This window comes from Pseudomonas sp. TSO6, assembly GCF_056098905.1.
In genome coordinates this window covers 79,953-101,162 of sequence record NZ_JBLZWV010000044.1, presented here as the reverse complement: position 1 = coordinate 101,162, position 21,210 = coordinate 79,953, and the positions used below count along the sequence as shown (strand labels likewise).

15 protein-coding genes, 4 tRNA genes and 4 pseudogenes are annotated in these 21,210 nt (G+C 63.6%); 14 read left to right on the top strand and 9 right to left on the bottom strand.

Annotation, left to right across the window (positions count from 1 at the left end; genetic code table 11):
- Positions 1-8: 8 nt before the first annotated feature.
- The 3 genes and pseudogenes from mcpA (ACN6NG_RS20055) to ACN6NG_RS20045 form a co-directional block, all read right to left on the bottom strand.
- Positions 9-605 (bottom strand): annotated as a pseudogene (gene mcpA / locus ACN6NG_RS20055) (methyl-accepting chemotaxis protein McpA); the annotation flags it as partial.
- A 258-nt stretch (positions 606-863) separates the two neighbouring features.
- Positions 864-1,895 (bottom strand): annotated as a pseudogene (mcpA, locus tag ACN6NG_RS20050) (methyl-accepting chemotaxis protein McpA); the annotation flags it as partial.
- Positions 1,896-2,037: 142 nt separating this feature from the next.
- On the bottom strand, positions 2,038-2,916 hold the full coding sequence (locus ACN6NG_RS20045; RefSeq protein ID WP_474315695.1) for a LysR family transcriptional regulator: 879 nt from the start codon (positions 2,914-2,916) through the stop codon (positions 2,038-2,040).
- A gap of 102 nt (positions 2,917-3,018) precedes the next feature.
- Here ACN6NG_RS20045 and ACN6NG_RS20040 point away from each other — a divergent pair, with 102 nt between their 5' ends.
- A complete protein-coding gene (locus ACN6NG_RS20040; protein WP_016500576.1) occupies positions 3,019-3,447 on the top strand; it encodes a PACE efflux transporter in 429 nt (142 codons plus the stop codon).
- Here ACN6NG_RS20040 and ACN6NG_RS20035 read toward each other — a convergent pair.
- The 4 genes from ACN6NG_RS20035 to ACN6NG_RS20020 all read right to left on the bottom strand — a co-directional run bounded on the left by ACN6NG_RS20035 (position 3,444) and on the right by ACN6NG_RS20020 (position 7,465).
- Positions 3,444-4,505, bottom strand: a complete 1,062-nt coding sequence (locus ACN6NG_RS20035) for a hypothetical protein (RefSeq protein WP_016500575.1) — start codon at positions 4,503-4,505, stop codon at positions 3,444-3,446. The two genes, ACN6NG_RS20040 and ACN6NG_RS20035, sit on opposite strands and share 4 nt — an antisense overlap.
- 212 nt (positions 4,506-4,717) lie before the next feature.
- On the bottom strand, positions 4,718-5,386 hold the full coding sequence (locus tag ACN6NG_RS20030; protein ID WP_016500574.1) for a GntR family transcriptional regulator: 669 nt from the start codon (positions 5,384-5,386) through the stop codon (positions 4,718-4,720).
- A gap of 16 nt (positions 5,387-5,402) precedes the next feature.
- A complete protein-coding gene (locus tag ACN6NG_RS20025; RefSeq protein WP_016500573.1) occupies positions 5,403-6,107 on the bottom strand; it encodes a FadR/GntR family transcriptional regulator in 705 nt (234 codons plus the stop codon).
- Positions 6,108-6,151: 44 nt separating this feature from the next.
- A complete protein-coding gene (locus ACN6NG_RS20020; protein WP_016485879.1) occupies positions 6,152-7,465 on the bottom strand; it encodes a C4-dicarboxylate transporter DctA in 1,314 nt (437 codons plus the stop codon).
- A 456-nt stretch (positions 7,466-7,921) separates the two neighbouring features.
- Here ACN6NG_RS20020 and ACN6NG_RS20015 point away from each other — a divergent pair.
- From ACN6NG_RS20015 to ACN6NG_RS20005, 3 genes and pseudogenes are all read left to right on the top strand, one after another.
- A pseudogene (locus tag ACN6NG_RS20015) lies at positions 7,922-8,203 on the top strand (PAS domain-containing protein); the annotation flags it as partial.
- Positions 8,204-8,992: 789 nt separating this feature from the next.
- Positions 8,993-9,487, top strand: a pseudogene (locus ACN6NG_RS20010) (methyl-accepting chemotaxis protein); the annotation flags it as partial.
- A 13-nt stretch (positions 9,488-9,500) separates the two neighbouring features.
- Complete coding sequence (locus ACN6NG_RS20005; protein ID WP_061203050.1) at positions 9,501-11,189, top strand: putative bifunctional diguanylate cyclase/phosphodiesterase; 1,689 nt, start codon at positions 9,501-9,503, stop codon at positions 11,187-11,189.
- A gap of 93 nt (positions 11,190-11,282) precedes the next feature.
- Here ACN6NG_RS20005 and ACN6NG_RS20000 read toward each other — a convergent pair whose 3' ends face one another.
- Positions 11,283-13,031 (bottom strand): sigma-54-dependent Fis family transcriptional regulator, encoded by a 1,749-nt coding sequence (locus tag ACN6NG_RS20000; protein ID WP_474315691.1) that lies wholly within the window; start codon positions 13,029-13,031, stop codon positions 11,283-11,285.
- 223 nt (positions 13,032-13,254) lie between these two features.
- Here ACN6NG_RS20000 and ACN6NG_RS19995 point away from each other — a divergent pair, with 223 nt between their 5' ends.
- From ACN6NG_RS19995 to ACN6NG_RS19970, 6 genes are read left to right on the top strand one after another with little or no spacing between them, the layout of a single operon-like run.
- Positions 13,255-14,349: an ABC transporter ATP-binding protein gene (locus ACN6NG_RS19995; protein ID WP_063423871.1), complete on the top strand. Its 1,095-nt coding sequence runs from the start codon at positions 13,255-13,257 to the stop codon at positions 14,347-14,349.
- Complete coding sequence (locus tag ACN6NG_RS19990) at positions 14,349-15,446, top strand: ABC transporter ATP-binding protein (protein WP_063423872.1); 1,098 nt, start codon at positions 14,349-14,351, stop codon at positions 15,444-15,446. Before ACN6NG_RS19995 ends, ACN6NG_RS19990 begins: the two co-directional genes overlap by 1 nt.
- On the top strand, positions 15,443-16,309 hold the full coding sequence (locus ACN6NG_RS19985; protein ID WP_016500567.1) for a carbohydrate ABC transporter permease: 867 nt from the start codon (positions 15,443-15,445) through the stop codon (positions 16,307-16,309). The genes ACN6NG_RS19990 and ACN6NG_RS19985 overlap by 4 nt, the downstream gene beginning before the upstream one ends.
- A gap of 3 nt (positions 16,310-16,312) precedes the next feature.
- Entirely contained in the window at positions 16,313-17,113 is an 801-nt protein-coding gene (locus ACN6NG_RS19980; protein WP_016500566.1) for a carbohydrate ABC transporter permease, read from the top strand.
- 12 nt (positions 17,114-17,125) lie between these two features.
- A complete protein-coding gene (locus ACN6NG_RS19975) occupies positions 17,126-17,398 on the top strand; it encodes a DUF2160 domain-containing protein (RefSeq protein ID WP_016500565.1) in 273 nt (90 codons plus the stop codon).
- 39 nt (positions 17,399-17,437) lie between these two features.
- On the top strand, positions 17,438-19,177 hold the full coding sequence (locus ACN6NG_RS19970; protein WP_016500564.1) for an ABC transporter substrate-binding protein: 1,740 nt from the start codon (positions 17,438-17,440) through the stop codon (positions 19,175-19,177).
- 186 nt (positions 19,178-19,363) lie between these two features.
- Here the strand turns inward: ACN6NG_RS19970 and folD are convergent, their stop codons facing one another.
- Positions 19,364-20,218, bottom strand: coding sequence for a bifunctional methylenetetrahydrofolate dehydrogenase/methenyltetrahydrofolate cyclohydrolase FolD (gene folD / locus ACN6NG_RS19965; protein ID WP_063423873.1), 855 nt, complete (start codon positions 20,216-20,218; stop codon positions 19,364-19,366).
- Between the two features lie 270 nt (positions 20,219-20,488).
- On the opposite strand from folD, the gene ACN6NG_RS19960 reads away from it, so the two are divergent.
- The 4 genes from ACN6NG_RS19960 (at position 20,489) to ACN6NG_RS19945 (ending at position 20,940) form a co-directional block, all read left to right on the top strand.
- Positions 20,489-20,565 (top strand) — tRNA-Arg (locus tag ACN6NG_RS19960).
- A 42-nt stretch (positions 20,566-20,607) separates the two neighbouring features.
- Positions 20,608-20,683, top strand: a tRNA-His gene (locus tag ACN6NG_RS19955).
- Between the two features lie 52 nt (positions 20,684-20,735).
- Positions 20,736-20,820: transfer RNA gene (locus ACN6NG_RS19950), tRNA-Leu, on the top strand.
- Between the two features lie 44 nt (positions 20,821-20,864).
- Positions 20,865-20,940 (top strand) — tRNA-His (locus ACN6NG_RS19945).
- Positions 20,941-21,210 lie beyond the last annotated feature (270 nt).

The window sequence follows — 21,210 nt, the reverse complement described above, 5'->3', positions numbered from 1 at the left end:
GACAGGGCTTAAATCCTGAAGCTGCCCACCAGTTGCTTCAAGCGCCCGGCCTGCTGGGCCAGCTGGTCGCAATGGCGCAGGGTGTCGTTAAGGTTTTCCACACCCTGCTGGTTCAGGGCGTTGATCTGGGTAATGTCCAGGTTGAGGCTTTCGACCACGGCAGTCTGCTCTTCGGTAGCGGTAGCCACCGACTGGTTCATGCCATCGATTTCGCCAATGCGCTGGGTCACGCTGGCCAGGCGCGCACCGGCCTGGTTGGCCACCTGCACAGTCTGCTCGCTGGACACCTGGCTGGTGTTCATGGTGTGCACCGCTTCGCGCGAGCCTACTTGCAGGCTGGTGATCATGCGGTGGATCTCTTCCGCCGATTCCTGGGTGCGGTGCGCCAGGTTGCGCACTTCGTCGGCCACCACGGCAAAGCCACGGCCAGCTTCACCGGCACGGGCCGCCTCGATGGCGGCGTTCAGGGCCAGCAGGTTGGTTTGCTGCGAGATGCCCTTGATCACGTCGAGGATCTTGCCGATTTCGTCAGTGCTGGCGTTAAGCGTTTCGATCTGCGCGCAGGATTCGCTGATGCGCTGCGACAGGGCGGTCATGGCGCTGATCGCTTCCTCGACCACCTCACGGCCGCCGTGGGCCTGCTCGCTGGCGCCGCTGGCATGCTGCGAGGCATCGGCGGCGTTGCGGGCGATTTCCTGGGTGGCGGCACCCAGCTCATTGATGGCCGCGGCCACGCTGTTGGTGCGCATGCTCTGTTCTTCAGAACCGCTGATCGAGGCGTTGGAGGCGCTGACCACTTTCTCCGACAGGTCATGCACCAGGCGGGTGGCCGAAGACACTTCGCTGATCGAGGCATGGATGCGCTCGACAAAGCGGTTGAACGAGGTGGCCAGCTCGCCGAACTCGTCCTTGTTCTGCACGGTCAGGCGGCGGGTAAGGTCACCTTCACCCTCGGCGATGTCGCGCATGGCGCGGCCCATGGTGGTCAGCGGGCTCATCAGCACCGGGATCAGCAGGCCGAGCAGGCCGGCGATGACCGCCACGGCAATCAGCATGGCGATGATCGCCGAGGTGCGGAACTGGCTGAGCGCGGCGTAAGCCTTGTCTTTGTCGATCGACAGGCCGATGTACCACTGCGCCGACGGCAGCCCGGCCACCGGGGCGAAGGAGATGATGCGGTCCTGGCCGTTCAGGGTGACATCCTGCATGCCGGCGGCAACCCGCAGGTTGCTGCCGGGGTAGATGTCCTTGAGGTTCTTCATCACCTGGTCTTTGTCTGGGCTGACAATCACCTGGCCATTGGCGTCGGCCAGGAAGGCGTGGCCGATGCCACCGAAATCGACCGAGTTGATGATTTCGACCAGGGTGTCGAGGGTCACGTCACCACCGACCACACCCAGCAGTTCGCCATTGTTCTTGCTCTTCACTGGGGTGGCGATGGTCACCATCAGGCCACCGACGGCGCCCTGGTACGGGGCTGTCAGCACGGTTTGCCCGGCGTTGGCGGCGGCGCCATACCACGGGCGCTGGCGGGGGTCGTAACCGGCAGGCATCTGGGTGTCCGGGCGCTGGGTGAACACCCCGTTGGCCTGGCCCAGGTAGGTGAACAGGAAATTGCGCGTGTAGGAAGGCTGCTCGATCAGCCCGGCCAGGGTCTCGCCGGCACCTTGCTGGCCGATGTCCTGGGCCAGGTTTTCCAGCACCAGGATGCGCCCGCTCATCCAGTTTTGCACGCTGCTGGCGGTCAGTGCACCGGACTGCTGCACCGAGGCTTCGATGTTCTGGCGGATAGTGTTGCGTTGCAGGTAGTCGTTGTAGAGCGTGAACAGGGCAAATGCCAGGACCACGACGCCGCAGGCGCTGAGCAGGATCTTGTGGCGAAATTTCAGGTTCATGTTTCGAGACCTTGAGCCAATGAGGGGAGGGCGCAGCACGCTCATGACGCGATGCGGGGCCTGTCGACCGGGATATCGGCCCAAGGGGTAAAAGATTGAAGCACTTACAGTAATTTCTTAGGAGCGTTTCGACAGACGGCAGTCACTGATTCGCCAGCTGTTCGATCAACAGCCGTGCAGCCTGCTGCAGCGGTTGTTGTTTGCGCCAAAAAATGTGTACCGGCAACTGCAACTCGTTGCGGGTATTGCGAAAATCCAGGCGTACAAGGCGCCCGCTGGCCAGTAGCGGCGCGACCCGCGACAGCGGCAGGTCGCCCCAGCCCAGGCCGGCTTCGACCATCTGTAATGCCAGGTCGAAGCTGTCGGTGGACCAATGCGTTGCACCAATCAGCGGGCGCGGGTCGGCCAGCGGCAGGTCGCGGCTGCGTACAAGAACCTGGCGCACCCGGGTCAGGTCTTCGAGGTAGTGGATGCGCCCCTCGCGCAAGGCTGAGTGGGTGGGCGACAGGGTCGCCACCAGCGACTCCATGCCGATGTGCTGGAAGCCTCGGCGGGCATCGACCTGCAGGCCGGCAAAGGCCACACAGAGGTCGGCCCGCCCACTGTCCAGCAGATGCAGGGCTTCTTCGTGCGGGGCGCTGAGCAGGGCGATGTCCAGCAACGGGTGGCGCTCGCCGAGGCTGGCGATGGCGGCCAGCAACGGGCGGTGGTCGATGTCTGGCACAACGGCCACGCTCAGGCTGCTTTCCAGCCCCTGGGACAGCTCCAGGGCATGTACCTGAAGCAGCCCCAGCTGTTCGGCAATCAGCCTGGCGTGTGGCTCCAGGGCCAAGGCCTTTGCGGTAGGCCGGACCTCGCGTGAGCCGCGTTCGAACAGGCTGTAGCCCAGCTCGGCCTCAAGGTTGCCGATGGCCATGCTCACGGCCGAGGGCACCCGCTGCAGGGCGCGTGCGGCGGCGGAAAACGAGCCGCGGTCGAGCACGGCAAGAAACAGCTGGATGTTGTCGCTGGAAAAGTTCATGGCAGCCTCCTGTCAGTAGATCTGACAGCTGCTGACTTTTGCTGTCAAGCACGATGAAGCATGATCGCGCCCCATCGCTATTGTCATTGGAGGTAACCCCGGGTGCAGGGACTGAAACGCAAACTGGTCTACGTGACTTTCTATGAACTGATCGGGCTGTGCATGTCGACCCTCGGGCTGGCCTACCTGTCGGACACCCAGGCGTCGCATACCGGGCCACTGGCGGTCATGATCACCACCATCGCCATGCTCTGGAACCTGGTCTACAACACCCTGTTCGAACACTGGGAGAGCCGCCAGGCCAAGCGCGGTCGCAGCGTGGGGCGCCGAGTGGCGCATGCCATCGGTTTTCAGCTGACCCTGGTGGTGTACCTGATCCCGCTGATTGCCTGGTGGTTGGACATGACGCTGGTTGAAGCGCTGCTGGTGGACATGGCGTTCATCATTCTGGTGCCGTGTTACACCTTTGCCTACAACTGGGCGTTTGACCGGGTGTTTGGGCTGCCCAGCTCGGCCATGGCTACCGCCTAAGGCGGCAGGCGGATGATCAAAGGTTCTTGCTGCTGCTTCACCTGCTGCTCAGCCGGTTGCTCGGCTGGCCGCGGCATGCTGGCCAGCAAGCTGTCCTCAACCTGCCCCGACAGGTAATACACCCCCGCCATTGCCCCGCTCTGGCGGTTTTCCATCAACTCCTGCCATTCCTGGTTCAGTGCCACGTTGAGGATCACCCGCAACTGCTCGACCATCTGCGGCTGCTCGCGGTCATGGGTCATCATGCCGTAGCCGGCCGCGGCGATCGAAATCATGGCCCCTGCCACTTTGCCGACTGCCGATGCCACGGCGCTGGCGATGCCGCGTGGGGCCAGGGTAGCGCCGAGCTTGTCGCTCGCCTGGGTGGCCACCGAATTCAGCCCGACATCGGTCTTCCCGGGGCCTTTGCTGGCCAGTTGATGAAGGTGCTGGCGCATGGCTTGCCAGGCCGGCTGCTGGTCCAGCGGCTTGGCCCGTAGCAGTTGATACAGGCTGGCATTGCGGGCATCCGGTGGCCCCAGGGCGATGGCGGGGATCCGGTTGAGGCGCTGGCTGAGCTGCTCGGGCGGTGCGTTGTAGCGGCTGATGATGGCTGGCAGCTGCTGGCCGAACAGTTGCAGGTACAGCTCGCAGGCCCGGTCGCGGATGCCCTCGGGGTTGATCTGTTCGGCCACCGGCTCGATCACCCGCTCGTGGTACTGCTCCTGCAGGTACAGGGCCAGGCGCTTTTCCGCAGGTTCCCGGCCTTTGCCACTGTCCAGTTTGTACCAGGCCACCTTGAGGGTCAGCCACTGCTGGGTCCAGTAGCCGGTGAACCAGGGGATGAAGTCACTTTCAGTGCGCTGTTGCACCTGCTCCCGCCACACCCGCATGGAGCGCCGCGCATAGTCATTGGCCGAGCCGGCTGCACCGACCGAGGCGTCGATCAGTTCCTGGTCGATGCGTTGCCAGGCGGCGGGCGTGAGCACCGCAGGGGGTGGCGGGGCAGGCGGGCGCTTGCCCGCGCAACCGGCGAGCGCCAGCAGAAGGCACAGCAGCAGAGGGATTCGAGAACTCACGCAACCGCCTCCCTAGTAGAGGCTGGGGTGGTTCTCGCAGTATAGGGTGGGGTTATTGGAGCTGCTGTGCAGCCCATCGCCCGGCCACCGCGGCCCCTGTAGGAGCAGCCTTGTGCTGCGAAGAGGCCGGCAAGGCAAAAGATCATCTTCGCCAGCTATGGCCTCTTCGCAGCACAAGGCTGCTCCTACAGGGACCGCGTCAGCATGAGTGGCTATTTCAGGTCGAGCTTTTCTTCCAGGCGGTCCAGGTGCTTGTGCATCAGCCCAAGCGCCGCCTCGGCATTGCCTTGCTCCACGGCATCGATGATCGCCGCATGTTCCTGCCAGGCGCAGTGGTCGCAGCACGGCGATTCGTAGCGGGCGATGATCAGCGAGGTCATGGGAACCAGGCCATTGAGAAACCGCGCCAGTGGCGCATTGGCTGCCACCTGCGCCAGCTTGAGGTGAAACTCGCCGCCCAGGCGGATCGCCGCGCAACGTTCGCCGCTTTCATGGTGCTGGCGTTCGCGGTCCACCAGTTGCCGCAGCTGGCGCACCTGCGCCGGCCGGGCGCGCTGGGCAGCCAGGGTGATCAGTGTGGTTTCGGCCAGGCGCCGGGCACTGAGCACCTGGCGCGCCTGGTCCGGGTCGGGCGCGGCCAGGTGCGCGGTGTGGCTGGGGCGCTGCACCACCACCTGCTGGTCGGACAGGCGCCCAAGTACACGCCGAATCACGGTGCGGCTGACACCAAAGGCATGGCCCAGCGCCTGCTCGGGCAACAGGGCCCCCGGTGGCAGGCGCTGTTCGAGAATGGCGTCGAACAGCCGAGGGTAGATCTGCTCGGCCGACAGGCGGGTTTCGCCAGCAGCCAGCAGGGCTGGCAGGTGGGGGGCGGCGTTCATGGTCGCTCTCCTGGGGTCATGGGCGCGGGTGGTCGTCCGGGATGTTCAACGGGATGCCCATGCGCTGGCCTTCGGCCAGAATATGCTGGCGCATCTGGGCGCTGGCCTGGGCACTGTTGCGTTCGCGAATGGCGCGTACCACGGCTTCGTTTTCCTTGAGCCGCGCGGCCAGGTGTTCCGGCGAATTGCGCAGCATGTCGGCACTTTGCTTCAAGGCATTGCCGGTCTGCTGCACCACGCTCTGGAAGATCGGGTTGGTGGTAAGGGTGAACAACGCCTCATGGAACGCGATGTAGGCTTTTACCCCGGCTTCGCTGTCATCGGCCTCCAGCGCTTCACGCATGTCCATCAGGGTGAGGCGCAACTGGCCGACGTCCTGGCTGTTGGCCGACTGCGCCACCAGCCCGACGATGAAGGGTTCGAGGGTGTAGCGCAGCTCCAGCACATCGGCCAGGCTGGCCGCAGCGCTGGTGTCCATGCCTGGTTCCGGGATGACGGCGTCGGCGTCCAGTACCAGTACGCCCTTGCCCGGCAGCGAGCGTACCAGGCCCAGGGTTTCCAGTACGGTCACCGCTTCGCGCAGGCTTGGGCGGCTGATGCCCAGCTGTTCGGCCAGCTCACGCTGGCCCGGCAGCATGTCGCCGGTGCGCCATTGGCCCCGGGCCAGGGCCTGGCGCAGTTTTTCCACCACTGAGGTGACGACGGTCGATGAGCTGATCACGGTTCGCTCCTGCAAGGGCCGGCGTCATCGCCGGCCACTTTCGGTCAAAATTCCTGTTGATGATGTGTGTTGGGCTGTTTGCGCGGCGTCGGGGTAAAGCCGAGCTTGCCGTCGAGCACGTTCTGCGCGCGCTCCAGGTCAATGTCCTTTTCCCAACGGGCGATGGCCACGGTCGCCACGCAGTTGCCAATCAGGTTGGTCAATGCCCGGCCGATGCCCATGAACCAGTCCACCGCCAGCACCAGCACCAGGCCCACCACCGGAATCGCCGGCACGGCTGTCAGGGTGGCGGCGAGGATCACCAGCGCCGAGCCTGGGATGCCGTGAGCCCCCTTGGAAGTCACCAGCGACACCAGCAGGATGGTCAGCAGGTCGGTCATTTCCAGCGGCGTGCCGGTGGCGTTGGCGATGAACACGATGGCCAGGGTCAGGTAGATGGAGAAGCCGTCGAGGTTGAACGAGTAGCCGGTGGGGATGACCAGGCCGACCGTGGAGCTGCCAATGCCCAGGTGCTCCAGCTTGCGCATGATCTGTGGCAGCACGGCGTCGGACGACGCGGTGCCAAGGACGATGGTCAGCTCTTCACGCAGGTACTTGATCAATGGCAGCAGCTTCAGGCCCGACAGGCGCATCACCGTACCCAGCACGATCAGCACGAAGCCGGCGCAGGTCAGGTAGAACAGTGCCACCAACCCGCCCAGGTGCTGCAGCGACTCCAGGCCGTACTTGCTGGTGGTGAAGGCGATGGCGCCGAACACGCCGATGGGGGCCAGGCGCACGATCATGCCCATGATGCGGAAGATCACATGGCTCAGTTCGTTGATCAGCCTTGAGATGCCGGCGGCCGAGTCACCCACCAGGTTCAGTGCGCTACCGAAAAGCACCGAGAACAGCAGCACCTGGAGAATGTTGTTGTCGGCGAAGGCACCCACCACCGAGGTGGGGATCAGGTCCATGAAGAACGCCGTGGCGCCATGGATGTGCTGGCCGCGCTCGGCCAGGCCGTTGGCATCGGCGCTGGACAACTGGTCCAGGTGGATGTTGGCACCGCTGCCGATGCCGCTGCTGAAGGCGAACACCAGGCCGATCACCAGCGCCAGGGTGGTCAGCACTTCAAAGTAGATCACCGACTTCAGGCCGATGCGCCCGACCTTTTTCAGGTCGCCCGCGCCCGAGATACCGCTGACCACCACGCAGAACACGATCAGGCCGATGAGCATCTTGATCAGCTTGATGAAGCCGTCGCCGAGGGGTTTGAGTTGCAGGGAGAGGTCGGGAAAACTGAGACCGCAGGCGATGCCGAGGGCAAGGCCGAGCACGACTTGCAGGAATATCGAACGCGAGCACCATTTGAGCATGGGGGGAGTCTCTGATCGGTGTCCTTGCTTCGGTAGCCGCACGGGGCGAAAGAGCGCAGGACTTAATTATTGTGGTCTTACCGGTTTGTTCAGCGCGAAGCCATAAAAGCGCGAAAAATCCGACATTGCAAGGGTTTTTGGCCTTACCGGTCTGACCAGTTGTGGTGCAATTTGGCTTGCCAGGCTCTACTTCGGTGCGTGCCGTGAGGGGAGCCGGTACGCGTTTGTGCAGGGCCCGGCCACTGCCGGGAATACCGCTGCAATCAGCTTGCCAAGCGCAGCCGGGAACGTTGAATCATCGATAGCGCCATGATCCGTAAGGTTTATTTGCTTTATGTGGCGGGACTCGTAGAATCCCGCGCCTGACCGGGCAGTCACCAAGAGCGCATTGACGGATTTTTTTATCCCGCAAAGGCTCGCAGCAGGCGCCTGGCACCCCTTGAATGGAGTCTCATCGTGCGCCTCAACCTGCCGGTAACCCCGGTCGAGCAACGTTTTCCCTCTGGCCAGCGGCTGATTTCCGCTACCGATACCGCCAGCCTGATCACCTATTGCAACCCCGAATTCGCCGCCATCAGCGGCTACAGCGATGCCGAACTGATCGGCAGCCCGCACAACCTGGTGCGCCACCCGGACATGCCGCCGGCGGTATACGAGTTGATGTGGCGCTACCTGAAGGCTGGCAAGAGCTGGATGGGCATCGTCAAGAACCGCTGCCGTAACGGCGACTATTACTGGGTCAACGCCTACGTCACGCCTATCCTCGAAGGCGGGCGGGTGGTTGGCTATGAGTCGGTACGGGTGTGCCCCACGCGTGAGCAGGTGGCCCGCGCCGAGGCCCTGTATGCACGGATGCGTACCGGCCAGGCGGTACTGTCGGTGCCGCGTCGGCTGAGCCTGCTGGTGCAGGCCCTGGCGTTGCCCCTGGCCGGTGGGCTGTTGGCGCTGGGCGCCAACCAGCTGTGGCCTGGCCTGGTGGGGCAAGGGCTGACCGTGGGGCTGTTCATGGCCTATGGCCTGTGGGCACGCAACGCCCTCGGCCGCCAGATGCAGCAGGTGGTCGCGGGGGCCGAAGGTACCTTCGCCGACCCGGTCGCGGCGTTGACTTACAGCGACCTGCCTGGCGCTGCCGGGCAGCTGCAACTGATGCTGATCAGCGAAGAGGCACGGTTGAAAACTGCGTTGACGCGGTTGAGCGACCTGGCCGGGCAAATGGCCGTGGCGGCCCACGATGCCGGGCAGTTGTCACGCAGCACCGAGGCAGCGTTGCTGGAGCAGCGCGCAGAAACCGACCTGAGCGCCACGGCAATGAACCAGATGGCGGCCTCCATCGGTGAAGTGGCCAACCACGTGCAGTTGACTGCGGCCGAAGCCCACACGGCCCACCAGCTGGCCGAACAGGGTAGCCAGGTGGCCGATGCCAGCGGCGCGGCCATTCGCACCTTGGCCAGCACGGTGACCCAGATCAACCAGGCAGTCAGCCACCTGGCCGGTCAGACCGGTGCCATCGCCGAGGCGGCCGGGATGATCCGCGGTATTGCCGAGCAGACCAACCTGCTGGCCCTGAACGCAGCCATTGAAGCCGCGCGTGCGGGCGAACAGGGCCGTGGTTTTGCCGTGGTCGCCGATGAGGTGAGGGCGCTGGCTGACAAGACCCGCCAGTCGACCCTGCACATCCAGGCCATCATCGACACCCTGCGCAGTGGCGCCGAGGAAGCCGTGGCAATTGCCAGCCAGGGCATCACGGGCGCAGAGCAGGGCGTTGCCCAGGTACAGGAAACCCGCGAAGCACTGCATGGCATTCGTGATGCGGTGCAGCGTATCAGTGACATGAGCCAACAGATGGCCACCGCCTCGCAGCAGCAGTCGGCAGTGGCTGAAGACGTTTCGCGGCAGATCAATGGCGTGGCCGGCATTGCCCAGCACAGCGCTCAAAGCGCAAACGCTGCCGCCTCGCGCGGGGCCGAACTGGAACAGGTGTGCGTTGGCTTGCGCGCCCTGGTGGAGCGCTTCAACCGCTAAGGCAGGATGCTTCATGGATGATAACTATCGTGCGGCCGTGGACGCGGCCGCGATCTTCTCCGAAACCGACCTGCGTGGGAACATCACGTACGTCAACCAGCAGTTCTGCAGCATCTCGGGCTACAGCCGCGAGGAGCTGCTGGGCGCCAACCACCGTATTCTCAACTCTGGCCTGCACGAGCCGGCATTCTTCGTCGGCATGTGGCAGGCCCTGACCGCCGGGCGGGTGTGGAAGGGCGAAATCTGCAACCGGTCCCGGGACGGTTCGCTGTACTGGGTCGACAGCACCATGGTGCCACTGGTCGACCCGCTGACTGGCCAGGTGCGCAAGTATGTGTCGATCCGCTTTGACGTCACCGAGAAGCGCCAGCTGCTGCATACCTTGCAATGGCGGGTGGGCCACGATGTGCTCACTGGCCTGCCCAACCGCGCCTACCTGTCCGACCTGCTGAACCAGGCCCTGGCCTACTCGCGCCGCGAAGACATCTCGCTGGCGGTGTGCATGCTCGACCTGGATGGCTTCAAGGCGGTCAACGACGGCTACGGGCATGCCGTGGGCGACCTGCTGCTGGTGGAGGTGGCGCAGCGCTTGGAGAGTATCTTGCGCGGTGCTGATGCCGTGGCCCGGTTGTCGGGTGACGAATTCGTGCTGATCCTGCGCAATGTCGATGATGAGCGCCAGCTGCATGCAGCCCTGAGGCGGGTGTTGCGGGCATTGGCGGCGCCCTGTGTGGTACGCGAACACACGCTGTCGCTCAGCGCCAGCATCGGCGTGACCCTGTACCCCCAGGATGACGAAGATGCCGATACGCTGGTACGCCACGCCGACCAGGCCATGTATGTGGCCAAGCAGCGCGGGCGCAACCGCTATCACTTGTTCGACGTATCGCAGGAGCAGGAACTCAAGGCCACCCACCAGACGGTGGCGCGGGTGCGACGGGCCCTGAACAACCACGAGCTGTGCCTGTATTACCAGCCCAAGGTCAACCTGCGCAGTGGCCAGGTGCTAGGTTTCGAGGGCTTGCTGCGCTGGCAGCGGCCAGGCCGTGGCGTGGTGCCGCCCGGCGATTTTCTGCCCTGGGTTGAGCAGACCGACCTGATCGTCGAAATCGGCGAATGGGTGATCGGCCAGGCCCTGAGCCAGCTGCAGGCCTGGGGGCGCCAGGGGCAGCCTTGGTCATTGAGCGTGAACATCGCTGCACGGCATCTACAGCGCAGTGACTTTACCGAGCGCCTGCAGCAGCTATTGGCAGCGTACCCGCAGGTGGACCCGTCGCGGCTGGACCTGGAAATCGTCGAGTCAGTGGCCATCGACAACCTGCAGCACGTCAGCCGCTGCCTGGACGCCTGTCGTGCGCTGGGCGTGCGCTTTTCGCTGGACGATTTCGGCACCGGTTACTCGTCGTTGAGTTACCTGAAACGCTTGCCGACCCAGACGATCAAGATCGACAAGTCGTTCGTGCGGGACATCCTGCACGACCAGGATGACCTTGCCCTGACCGCCGCGGTGATCGGCCTGGCGCGAGCCTTCGGCCGCGAGGTCGTAGCCGAAGGCCTGGAGAGTGTGGAACACGGCAGGGTGTTGATGGGCCTGGGCTGCGAGCTGGCGCAGGGCTATTGCATCGCCAGGCCGATGCCGGCCAGTGAAGTGCAAGCTTGGGCGCAGACCTACCGCCAGCCGGTGCAGTGGCGCGACCCTTGAACGGCCATCAGCCGCTCTGACTGGCCTGGATGCAATAACAGCCAAATTGGCTGAATGAACGCGGTCAAGTGCAGCATTGGTGCAAATATGGCTTCATCGCGCCCGCAAACGCTTGTACAGCGTGGTGCGGCTGATCCCGAGCCGACGTGCGACCGCCGAGAGGTTGCCGTTGGCTTGCTCGACCAGCATCTGCAGGTCAGTCTCTTCGGCCGCCACCAGCACCGCCATCTGCGACTCGGCCAGAAAGCCGGCAGGCAGGTGCTCGACGCCGACAGGCCCGTTGCCCGCCAAGGCCAGCGCAACTTGCAGCACGCTTGCCAGTTCACGCAGGTTGCCTGGCCAAGGGTGTTGATCCAGCAGGTCGATAATGGCCGGGGACAGCCGCGCGGGTTGCCCGGGGTCGCGAAAACGCGCATGCACCTGCTCGATCAACTGGCGCCGGTCACCGCGTTCGCGTAGCGGCGGCAGTACCACGGCCAGGCCGGCGATACGGTAATACAGGTCTTGGCGAAAGCGCCCGGCGCGCACTTCTTCGGCCAGGTCGCGGTTGCTGGCCGACACCACGCGGATATCCACTGCCACCGGCTCGCCACTGCCCAGCGGCTGGATGCTCCGCGACTGCAGCACACGCAGCAGGCGTGCCTGTGTAGGCAGTGGCATGTCGCCGATTTCATCGAGAAACAGGATGCCGTGGTGGGCTTTGCGAATCAGCCCCGGGTTGCCCTTGTGGTGCGCGCCAGTGAAAGCGCCTTTGTCGTAGCCGAACAGCTCCGACTCCACCAGCTCGGCGGGGATCGCCGCACAGTTGACGGCGACCAGCGGCCGGTTGGCGCGGCTGCTGGCGCGGTGCAGGCTGTCGACGAACACTTCCTTGCCGACGCCGGTTTCACCTTGCACCAACACTGGGATGTCCTTTTCCAGTAACAGGCCGGCCTGTTGCAACGCTTTTTCCAGGCGCGGCTCGCCACTGTCGGCCTCGGGGCGGCGAGCGGTTTTGCCTGGGGGATGCCACTGGCAATGAAAGCGGTTGCGCCCGGTGGCTTGCAGGGCAAATGCCTGTTCTCGGGGATGACTGAGCAGCTGTTGCAGGGGCAACTGGAACAGCTGCTCGATGTTCTGCCGCAGCGGATTACCACCGAGCAGGCTGTCGGCCCGGTGATTGGCGGCCAGCACCTGCCCGCGCTCATCGAACACCAGCAGGCCGGCCCAAGGGCTGTCGAGGTTGTCGGAGGCGCTATTGAAGATCAGCTGCGCATGCCGGTCGGCATGCTCGGCGAGGATCAGGCGGTTTTCCAGGCTCTGGCCCATCATGCGCACCAGGCCAAGCGTCTGGCTGGCCGGCAGGTAGCCGTCGCTGGCAACGTCGAGCACCCCGACCAGCTGCCGCGCGGCGTCGAACAGGGGGGCGGCTGCGCTGGACATGTAGCGGTTCTGGCGCAGGAAGTGCTCGTCCTGGCCCACGTGGATCGCCTGGGCGCAAATCAGCGTGGTGCCCAGGGCATTGGTGCCGACGCCACGCTCAAGCCAATGGGCACCGGCGCTGAAACCCTGCTGCTGGTTCGGCTCGATGAAACGCCGCGAGCCCCAGCTATCGAGTATGCAGCCGCTGGCATCGGCCAGCATCACCAGGTAGCTGGCGTTGCCCAGCAGGTGTGTGTATTGCGGCAGTACTTCCTCGCGGGTCAGGCGCAGCAGAGCCTGGCGCTGTTCCAGCAGGGCGCTGAGCTCGGTGCGGGTCAGGCAGTCGAAATCCGGCGCGTGCTGCGGCTGCAGGCCGTGATCGCGGCAGCGGGCCCAGGAAGCCTGGATCAGCTGGGCGTGGGTGGAAGCGGATGCGGCCATGGGCCTGTCCTTTGGGTTGTTGTTATGGGCCGACCGCTGTTCAGTGTTGTCCACGGGTGTTCATTGTCAAACCGGCAAGTGTTCAGTTGTTCAGTGATTGTGTTCAGGTGTGAAGCCGCGATTTGCCAGCGCTGCCACCCAGGCCCCGGACCAGAGCACCGGGGGGGCGACTGGCACGGAACTGGCTGTGCACCGCAGACAACAATCACAAGAAGGCCACGCCATGTCCCTGGTGCTGGAGCAAGTCAGCCGCAGCGTCGATAACCAGCCCTGGATCGTCGAGGCTTCGCTGCGCTTCGAGCCCGGTTCGTTCAACGTGCTGCTGGGCCGCACCCTCGCCGGCAAGACCAGCCTGATGCGCCTGATGGCGGGGCTCGACCGCCCGGACCAGGGCCGGGTGCTGATGGATGGCCAGGACGTCACCGGTGTGCCGGTACGCCAGCGCAATGTGTCGATGGTGTATCAGCAATTCATCAATTACCCGACCTTGAGCGTGTTCGAAAACATCGCCTCGCCGCTGCGCCAGGCGCGCATGGCCGAGGACCAGATCCGCCGGCGGGTGCAGGAAACCGCCGAGATGCTGCGCATTGAAACCTACCTGCAGCGCCTGCCGCTGGAACTCTCCGGCGGCCAACAGCAACGCACGGCGATGGCCCGGGCGTTGGTCAAGGATGCCTCGTTGATCCTCTTCGATGAGCCGTTGGTGAACCTCGACTACAAGTTGCGCGAAGGCCTGCGCCAAGAACTGCGCGAACTGTTTGCGGCGCGTCATTGCATTGCCGTGTACGCCACCACCGAGGCCAACGAGGCGCTGGCGCTGGGCGGCACCACCACTCTCGTGCACGAAGGCCGGATCGTGCAGAGCGGGCCCACCACCGAGGTGTATCAGCGCCCGGGCAGTGTGCTGGCTGCCGAGCTGTTTTCCGAGCCGCCGATAAACCTGGTGGCGGGCCGTATCAGTGGCAACGAGGTGAGCCTTGCCCAGGCTGTACACTTTGCCCGCAATGCCGACTTGCAGCCGCTGGCCGAGGGCGACTACCGCTTTGGCGTGCGCCCCAGCCATATCACCCTGGTGCCGGCCCATGACGATGACCTGGAGCTGGCGGTGTTGGTGGAACTGGCAGAGATCAGCGGTTCAGAAACCTTCCTGCATGTGCGCAACGAATACTGGCGCATGGTCCTGCACCTGCCCGGTGTGCACGAATACCAGGTGGACACGCCGATTCGCGTGTTCATCCCCACGCACAAGCTGTTCGTCTTCGACAGCGCCGGGACGTTGGTGCAGGCCCCGGGGTTGCGCCAGGCAAGGAGAAGGTGATGGCCGAAATCCGCCTGCGCCAACTGGCGCACAGTTACAGCCGCCAGCCCGCCAGCGAGGCCGACTATGCCCTGCACGCACTGGATCATGTGTGGGAGCAGGGCGGTGCCTATGCCTTGCTCGGGCCGTCGGGCTGCGGCAAGTCGACCTTGCTCAATATCATTTCCGGGCTGCTGACGCCGTCCCATGGCGAAGTGCTGTTCGACGGCAAACCGGTCAACCAGCTGTCACCACAGGCCCGCAATATCGCCCAGGTGTTTCAGTTCCCGGTGGTGTACGACACCATGACGGTGTTCGACAACCTGGCCTTCCCCTTGCGCAACCAGGGGCTGGATGAAGCCCGGGTGCGTGCCCGGGTGGAAGAAATTGCCGAGGTGCTCGACCTGGCTGGCGTGCTGCGCAAGAAGGCGCGCAACCTCAGTGCCGACGAAAAACAGAAGGTCTCCATGGGGCGCGGCCTGGTGCGCGATGACGTGTCGGCGATCCTGTTCGACGAGCCGCTGACGGTGATCGATCCGCACCTGAAGTGGAAGCTGCGGCGCAAGCTGAAGCAGATCCACGAGCAGTTCAATATCACCATGATCTACGTCACCCACGACCAGTTGGAGGCCTCCACTTTCGCCGACAAGATCGCGGTGATGCACGGCGGGCGCATTGTCCAGTTCGGCACCCCGCGCGAACTGTTCGAGCGGCCGCGGCATACCTTCGTTGGCTACTTCATCGGCAGCCCGGGGATGAACCTGATCGACGTGCGTGCCAAGGCGGACGGGGTGGTGTTCGGCGATGTCCACCTGGCGCTGCCCGATGGCCTGCGCGAGCGCCTGGCGGTGACGGCGGGTGGGCGACTGCAGGTGGGCATTCGCCCGGAGTTCGTGCAGCTGTGGGACAGCCCGTTCGAGGGTGCCCACCCTGCACGGGTGCTGGATGTCGAAGACCTGGGCACCTACCGCATCGTCACCCTCGAACTGGGCGGTGTCGCGCTCAAGGCGCGGCTGGGCGAGGACCGTCCGTTGCCCGTGGAGCAGGCCTGGGTCAGCCTGCCGGCGCAGTGGCTGATGTTGTACGTCGACGATGTGCTGCTGGAGGCCGGGCCATGAGCAACAAGGTGCAGAACAACAAGGCCTGGTGGCTGGTGTTACCGGTGTTTCTGCTGGTGGCGTTCAGCGCAGTGGTACCGATGATGACGGTGGTCAACTACTCGGTGCAGGACATCTTCGATCAGTCCAACCGCTACTTCGTCGGTGCCGACTGGTACCGCCAGGTGCTGCGTGACCCGGCGCTGCACGATGCGCTGCTGCGCCAGTTCATCTACTCCGCCTGCGTGCTGCTGATCGAGATCCCGCTGGGTATCGGCATTGCCCTGACCATGCCGACCAAGGGGCGTATGGCCTCGGTGTGCCTGATCATCATGGCGATCCCGTTGCTGATCCCGTGGAACGTGGTCGGCACCATCTGGCAGATTTTCGGCCGTGCCGACATCGGCCTGCTTGGCGCCACCCTGGCCAAGCTTGGGGTCAGCTACAACTATGCCGGCGACCCGTTCGACGCCTGGCTCACCGTGCTGGTGATGGATGTGTGGCACTGGACCTCGCTGGTGGCATTGCTGTGCTATTCGGGGCTGCGCGCCATCCCCGACGTGTACTACCAGGCTGCACGCATCGACCGTGCCTCGGGCTGGGCGGTGTTCCGCCATATCCAGCTGCCCAAGCTGAAGAACGTGCTGCTGATCGCGGTGATGCTGCGCTTCATGGACAGTTTCATGATCTACACCGAGCCATTCGTGCTGACCGGTGGCGGGCCGGGCAACGCCACGACGTTCCTCAGCCAGACCCTCACGCGCATGGCCGTGGGGCAGTTCGACCTGGGCCCGGCGGCGGCGTTCTCGCTGGTGTACTTCCTGATCATCCTGCTGGTGTCGTGGCTGTTCTACACAGCCATGACCCATGCCGACAAGGACTAGGCCATGAGCACGCGCAAATCGCTGGCCCTGCTGCTGTACTTCTTCTTCCTGCTGGTGCCGATCTACTGGCTGCTGAACATGTCGTTCAAGAGCAATACCGAGATCCTGGGTGGCCTGACCCTGTGGCCGCAGGCGTTCACCCTCGACAACTACCGGGTGATCTTCACCGACGCCAGCTGGTACAGCGGCTACCTCAACTCGCTGTATTACGTGTGCCTGAACACGCTGATTTCGCTGCTGGTGGCGTTGCCGGCGGCGTATGCCTTCTCGCGCTACCGCTTCCTCGGCGACCGCCACCTGTTCTTCTGGCTGCTGACCAACCGCATGGCGCCACCGGCGGTATTCCTGCTGCCGTTCTTCCAGCTGTACTCGTCGATTGGCCTGTTCGATACCCATATCGCCGTGGCCCTGGCCCACTGCCTGTTCAACGTGCCGCTGGCGGTGTGGATCCTGGAGGGGTTCATGTCGGGGGTGCCTAAGGAAATCGACGAAACGGCCTACATCGACGGCTACAGCTTCCCGCGCTTCTTCGTGAAAATCTTCATTCCGCTGATTGGCTCCGGCATAGGCGTCACGGCGTTTTTCTGCTTCATGTTCTCCTGGGTCGAACTGCTGCTGGCGCGCACCCTGACCTCGGTGAACGCCAAGCCGATTGCTGCGGTAATGACCCGCACCGTGTCGGCATCAGGCATCGACTGGGGTGTGCTGGCGGCGGCGGGGGTACTGACCATCTTGCCGGGCATGCTGGTGATCTGGTTCGTGCGTAACCATGTGGCCAAGGGCTTTGCCCTGGGCCGGGTGTGAGGAGGGCAATGCATGGAGTGGATGGCCTGGACCCTGCCGACGGCGCTGTTCTTCGTCGCCGTTGGCGTGCTGCTGGTGGGCATGACCCTGCTTGAACTGCGCCGCCCCTGCGTAGCGCGCCGGGGCTTCTTGCCGCTGGTCACCAGCCGTGGTGACCGCTTGTTCATCGGCCTGCTGGCCAGCGCCTACCTGCACCTGCTGGTGGTCGGCGTCAGCGACTGGCCCTTGTGGGTGGCCTCGCTGCTATCGCTGGCGTGGCTGGTGGTGGTGCTGCGCTGGGGCTGAGCGAGCGGCCCTGTGGGATAACTGAAACGGGAGATCACAATGTTCGATAACAAGCACAACAGGCGACATTTGACCCTTGCCGCGTTGCTGGTACTGGCCAGCGCGCATGGCGCTGCCTGGGCCGACCAGTACGAAGATGCAGCAAAAAAATGGATCGGCAGTGAGTTCAAGCCCTCAACCCTTACCCCTGAACAGCAACTGGCTGAATTGCAGTGGTTCATCAAGGCCGCCGAGCCGTTCCGTGGCATGAAGATAAATGTGGTGTCGGAAACCATCACCACCCATGAGTATGAATCCAAGGTGCTGGCCAAGGCCTTCAGCGAGATCACTGGCATCCAGCTGACCCACGACCTGCTGCAGGAAGGCGATGTGGTGGAGAAACTGCAGACGCAGATGCAGTCGGACAAGAACATCTACGACGGCTGGGTCAACGACTCCGACCTGATCGGTACGCACTTTCGCTATGGCAAGGTGGAATCGATTACCGACCTGATGGCCAACGAGGGCAAGGCCTACACCTCGCCGACCCTCGACCTGAAGGATTTCATCGGCATTTCCTTCACCACTGCGCCGGATGGCAAGGTCTACCAACTGCCCGACCAGCAGTTCGCCAACCTGTACTGGTTCCGCGCCGACTGGTTCGAGCGCCCAGAGCTGAAGGCTAAATTCAAGGAAAAGTACGGTTATGAGCTGGGCGTGCCGGTGAACTGGTCGGCCTACGAGGACATTGCCAAGTTCTTCACCGAAGACGTCAAAGAAATCGACGGCAAGCGCGTTTACGGGCACATGGACTACGGCAAGAAAGACCCCTCGCTGGGCTGGCGCTTCACCGATGCCTGGTTCTCCATGGCCGGTGGCGGTGACAAGGGCCTGCCCAACGGCTTGCCGGTGGATGAATGGGGCATTCGCGTCGAGGACTGCCATCCTGTGGGTTCCAGCGTGACCCGCGGCGGCGACACCAACGGGCCGGCGGCCGTCTATGCCACGCAAAAGTACGTGGACTGGATGCGTGCCTACGCGCCCAAGGAGGCCCAGGGCATGACCTTCTCCGAAGCCGGCCCGGTACCGGCGCAGGGCAACATTGCCCAGCAGATATTCTGGTACACCGCGTTTACCGCCGACATGACCAAGCCTGGCTTGCCGGTGGTAAATGCCGACGGCACGCCGAAGTGGCGCATGGCGCCTTCGCCGAAGGGGCCGTACTGGGAGGAGGGGATGAAACTGGGCTACCAGGACACCGGCTCGTGGACGTTCTTCAAGTCCACCCCCGAGAAGCAACGCTTGGCGGCGTGGCTGTATGCCCAGTTCGTCACCTCCAAGACCGTGTCGCTGAAAAAGACCATCGTCGGCCTGACGCCGATTCGCGAGTCGGACATCAACTCCCAGGCCATGACCGACCTGGCGCCCAAGCTGGGCGGGCTGGTGGAGTTCTACCGCAGCCCGGCGCGGGTGCAGTGGACGCCGACCGGCACCAACGTGCCGGATTACCCGCGGCTGGCGCAGCTGTGGTGGAGCCATATCGCCGAAGTGGCCAGTGGCGAGAAGACCCCGCAGGAAGCCCTGGACGGCCTGGCCCGCGACCAGGACCGCATGATGGAACGCTTGCAGCGCTCCAATGCCCAGGCGACCTGTGCACCCAAGATGAACCCGGAGAAAGACGCCCAGTACTGGTTCGACCAGCCGGGCGCACCGAAGCCCAAGCTGGCCAACGAAAAGCCCAAGGGCGAGACAGTCAGCTACACCGAACTGCTGAAGTCGTGGGAGGCGGCGCGCAAGTGATCGGCTGAGCACCGCGTTGGTTTCTTCGCGGGCTCGGCCGCTCCCACAGGCACTGCACCGCTCTCAAGGGTTGCGGTGTTCCTGTGGGAGCGGGCAAGCCCGCGAAGAGGCCAGCAGGGCCAATGCATAAATCACAGGCAAAAAAAACGGCACCTGCCAGAGGTGCCGTTTTCGCATCACGCGCTATTACTTATGCAGCTCTTCCGCCGCATACAGCGTGTTTTCCAGCAGGCAGGCCCGGGTCATCGGCCCGACGCCACCCGGCACCGGGGTGATCCAGCCCGCGCGCGGCAGGGCGGTCTCGTAGACCACGTCGCCGACCAGCTTGCCGTCTTCCTGGCGGTTGATGCCCACGTCGATGACGATGGCGCCTTCCTTGACCCACTCACCCTTGACCAGGCCCGGCTTACCGGCAGCCACGACCACCAGGTCGGCACGCCCGACATGGCCGGCCAGGTCCTTGGTGAAGCGGTGGCAGACGGTCACGGTGCAGCCGGCCAGCAGCAGCTCCATGGCCATCGGGCGACCCACGATGTTGGAGGCGCCAACGATCACCGCATCCATGCCATACAAGTCCTGACCAGTGCTTTCCAGCAAGGTCATGATGCCTTTCGGTGTGCAGGGGCGCAGCAGCGGAATGCGCTGGGCCAGGCGGCCTACGTTATACGGGTGGAAGCCGTCCACGTCCTTGTCCGGGCGAATGCGCTCGAGCAGCAGCGAGGCGTCCAGGTGCTCCGGCAGCGGCAGTTGCAGCAGGATGCCGTCTACAGCCGGTTCGTCATTGAGGCGATCGATCAGCTCGGTCAGGGCCTGCTGCGAGGTTTCGCTGGGCAGGTCAAATGCCTGCGAAATGAAACCGACCTCTTCGCAGTCCTTGCGCTTGTGCGAGACATAGACTTGCGAGGCGGGGTCGGTGCCGACCAGGATCACTGCCAGGCCTGGCGTACGCAGGCCTTGCTGGCGACGCTCCACGACACGTTGAGCGATCTGCTTGCGCAGGCTGGCGGCGATCGCCTTGCCATCGATTAGGTGTGCAGTCATAGACGCGTGATTAACCATCGAGAAGGAAACAATAAAGAGCGCGTATTCTCGCACGACACGCGCCAAGGGCAAAGGCGGGTGGTCGGGCAAATCCCCTAACCCCTTAAATAATTTAAATTTTTTTGAAAAAGGTGTTGACGACTTTCGGGGTCGCCTATAAGATTCGCCGCACTTGTCGGGCACAGCCTAGCACTGGTTGGCTAAGTCGGGCAGAATGAGTGGTTTAGCAGTTACCTGTTAATGACTCGTTCGGTTAGGCTTCAAGCTTAAGCGCCCGTAGCTCAGCTGGATAGAGCATCCGCCTTCTAAGCGGATGGTCGCAGGTTCGAGTCCTGCCGGGTGCGCCATTAGGCAGCATGGGCAAGCAAGTAAGGTTGTAATGCAATATGGTGGGCGTAGCTCAGTTGGTAGAGCGCCGGATTGTGATTCCGGTTGTCGTGGGTTCGATTCCCATCGTCCACCCCATATTCTTCAAAGGCGCCTCGATAGCATCTGGCGCCTTTGTTTTAAGCGTTACGCGGACGTGGTGAAATTGGTAGACACACTGGATTTAGGTTCCAGCGGCGCAAGCTGTAAGAGTTCGAGTCTCTTCGTCCGCACCATGCTTCTGTAAAGCTGTACTGCAACACCGCAACACTGCAATATGGTGGGCGTAGCTCAGTTGGTAGAGCGCTGGATTGTGATTCCAGTTGTCGTGGGTTCGATTCCCATCGTCCACCCCATATTCCAGAAAAGGCGCCTTGATCGTGAGATCGGGCGCCTTTTTGTTTTGGGTTTTGAGTGGTTGTGGTGTGTATGGCTTGGGTGTTTCGGCGCCAGTGAGACCGAGCGCCGCCCGCGCGGCGCTTCGAAGCACAAGGCTGCTCCTACATTTGTTTCGGGCCAATTATTTCTGTGAGATTTGCGCGCGAACACCTTGGCGTATGACGCGATATCGCGCCGTACAAACAAGGCGGTCGCGTGCGTCTGCCACAGGATTGACTGGCCCGAAA

What these genes read in the sequence shown, in the direction of transcription:
- ACN6NG_RS20045 (WP_474315695.1), bottom strand. Translation starts at nt 2,916, where the DNA reads ATGAACTTTTCCAGCGACAACATCCAGCTGTTTCTTGCCGTGCTCGAC.
- ACN6NG_RS20030 (WP_016500574.1), bottom strand. Translation starts at nt 5,386, where the DNA reads ATGAACGCCGCCCCCCACCTGCCAGCCCTGCTGGCTGCTGGCGAAACC.
- ACN6NG_RS20020 (WP_016485879.1), bottom strand. Translation starts at nt 7,465, where the DNA reads ATGCTCAAATGGTGCTCGCGTTCGATATTCCTGCAAGTCGTGCTCGGC.
- ACN6NG_RS20005 (WP_061203050.1), top strand. Translation starts at nt 9,501, where the DNA reads ATGGATGATAACTATCGTGCGGCCGTGGACGCGGCCGCGATCTTCTCC.
- ACN6NG_RS20000 (WP_474315691.1), bottom strand. Translation starts at nt 13,031, where the DNA reads ATGGCCGCATCCGCTTCCACCCACGCCCAGCTGATCCAGGCTTCCTGG.
- ACN6NG_RS19995 (WP_063423871.1), top strand. Translation starts at nt 13,255, where the DNA reads ATGTCCCTGGTGCTGGAGCAAGTCAGCCGCAGCGTCGATAACCAGCCC.
- ACN6NG_RS19990 (WP_063423872.1), top strand. Translation starts at nt 14,349, where the DNA reads ATGGCCGAAATCCGCCTGCGCCAACTGGCGCACAGTTACAGCCGCCAG.
- ACN6NG_RS19985 (WP_016500567.1), top strand. Translation starts at nt 15,443, where the DNA reads ATGAGCAACAAGGTGCAGAACAACAAGGCCTGGTGGCTGGTGTTACCG.
- ACN6NG_RS19980 (WP_016500566.1), top strand. Translation starts at nt 16,313, where the DNA reads ATGAGCACGCGCAAATCGCTGGCCCTGCTGCTGTACTTCTTCTTCCTG.
- ACN6NG_RS19975 (WP_016500565.1), top strand. Translation starts at nt 17,126, where the DNA reads ATGGAGTGGATGGCCTGGACCCTGCCGACGGCGCTGTTCTTCGTCGCC.
- ACN6NG_RS19970 (WP_016500564.1), top strand. Translation starts at nt 17,438, where the DNA reads ATGTTCGATAACAAGCACAACAGGCGACATTTGACCCTTGCCGCGTTG.
- folD (WP_063423873.1), bottom strand. Translation starts at nt 20,218, where the DNA reads ATGACTGCACACCTAATCGATGGCAAGGCGATCGCCGCCAGCCTGCGC.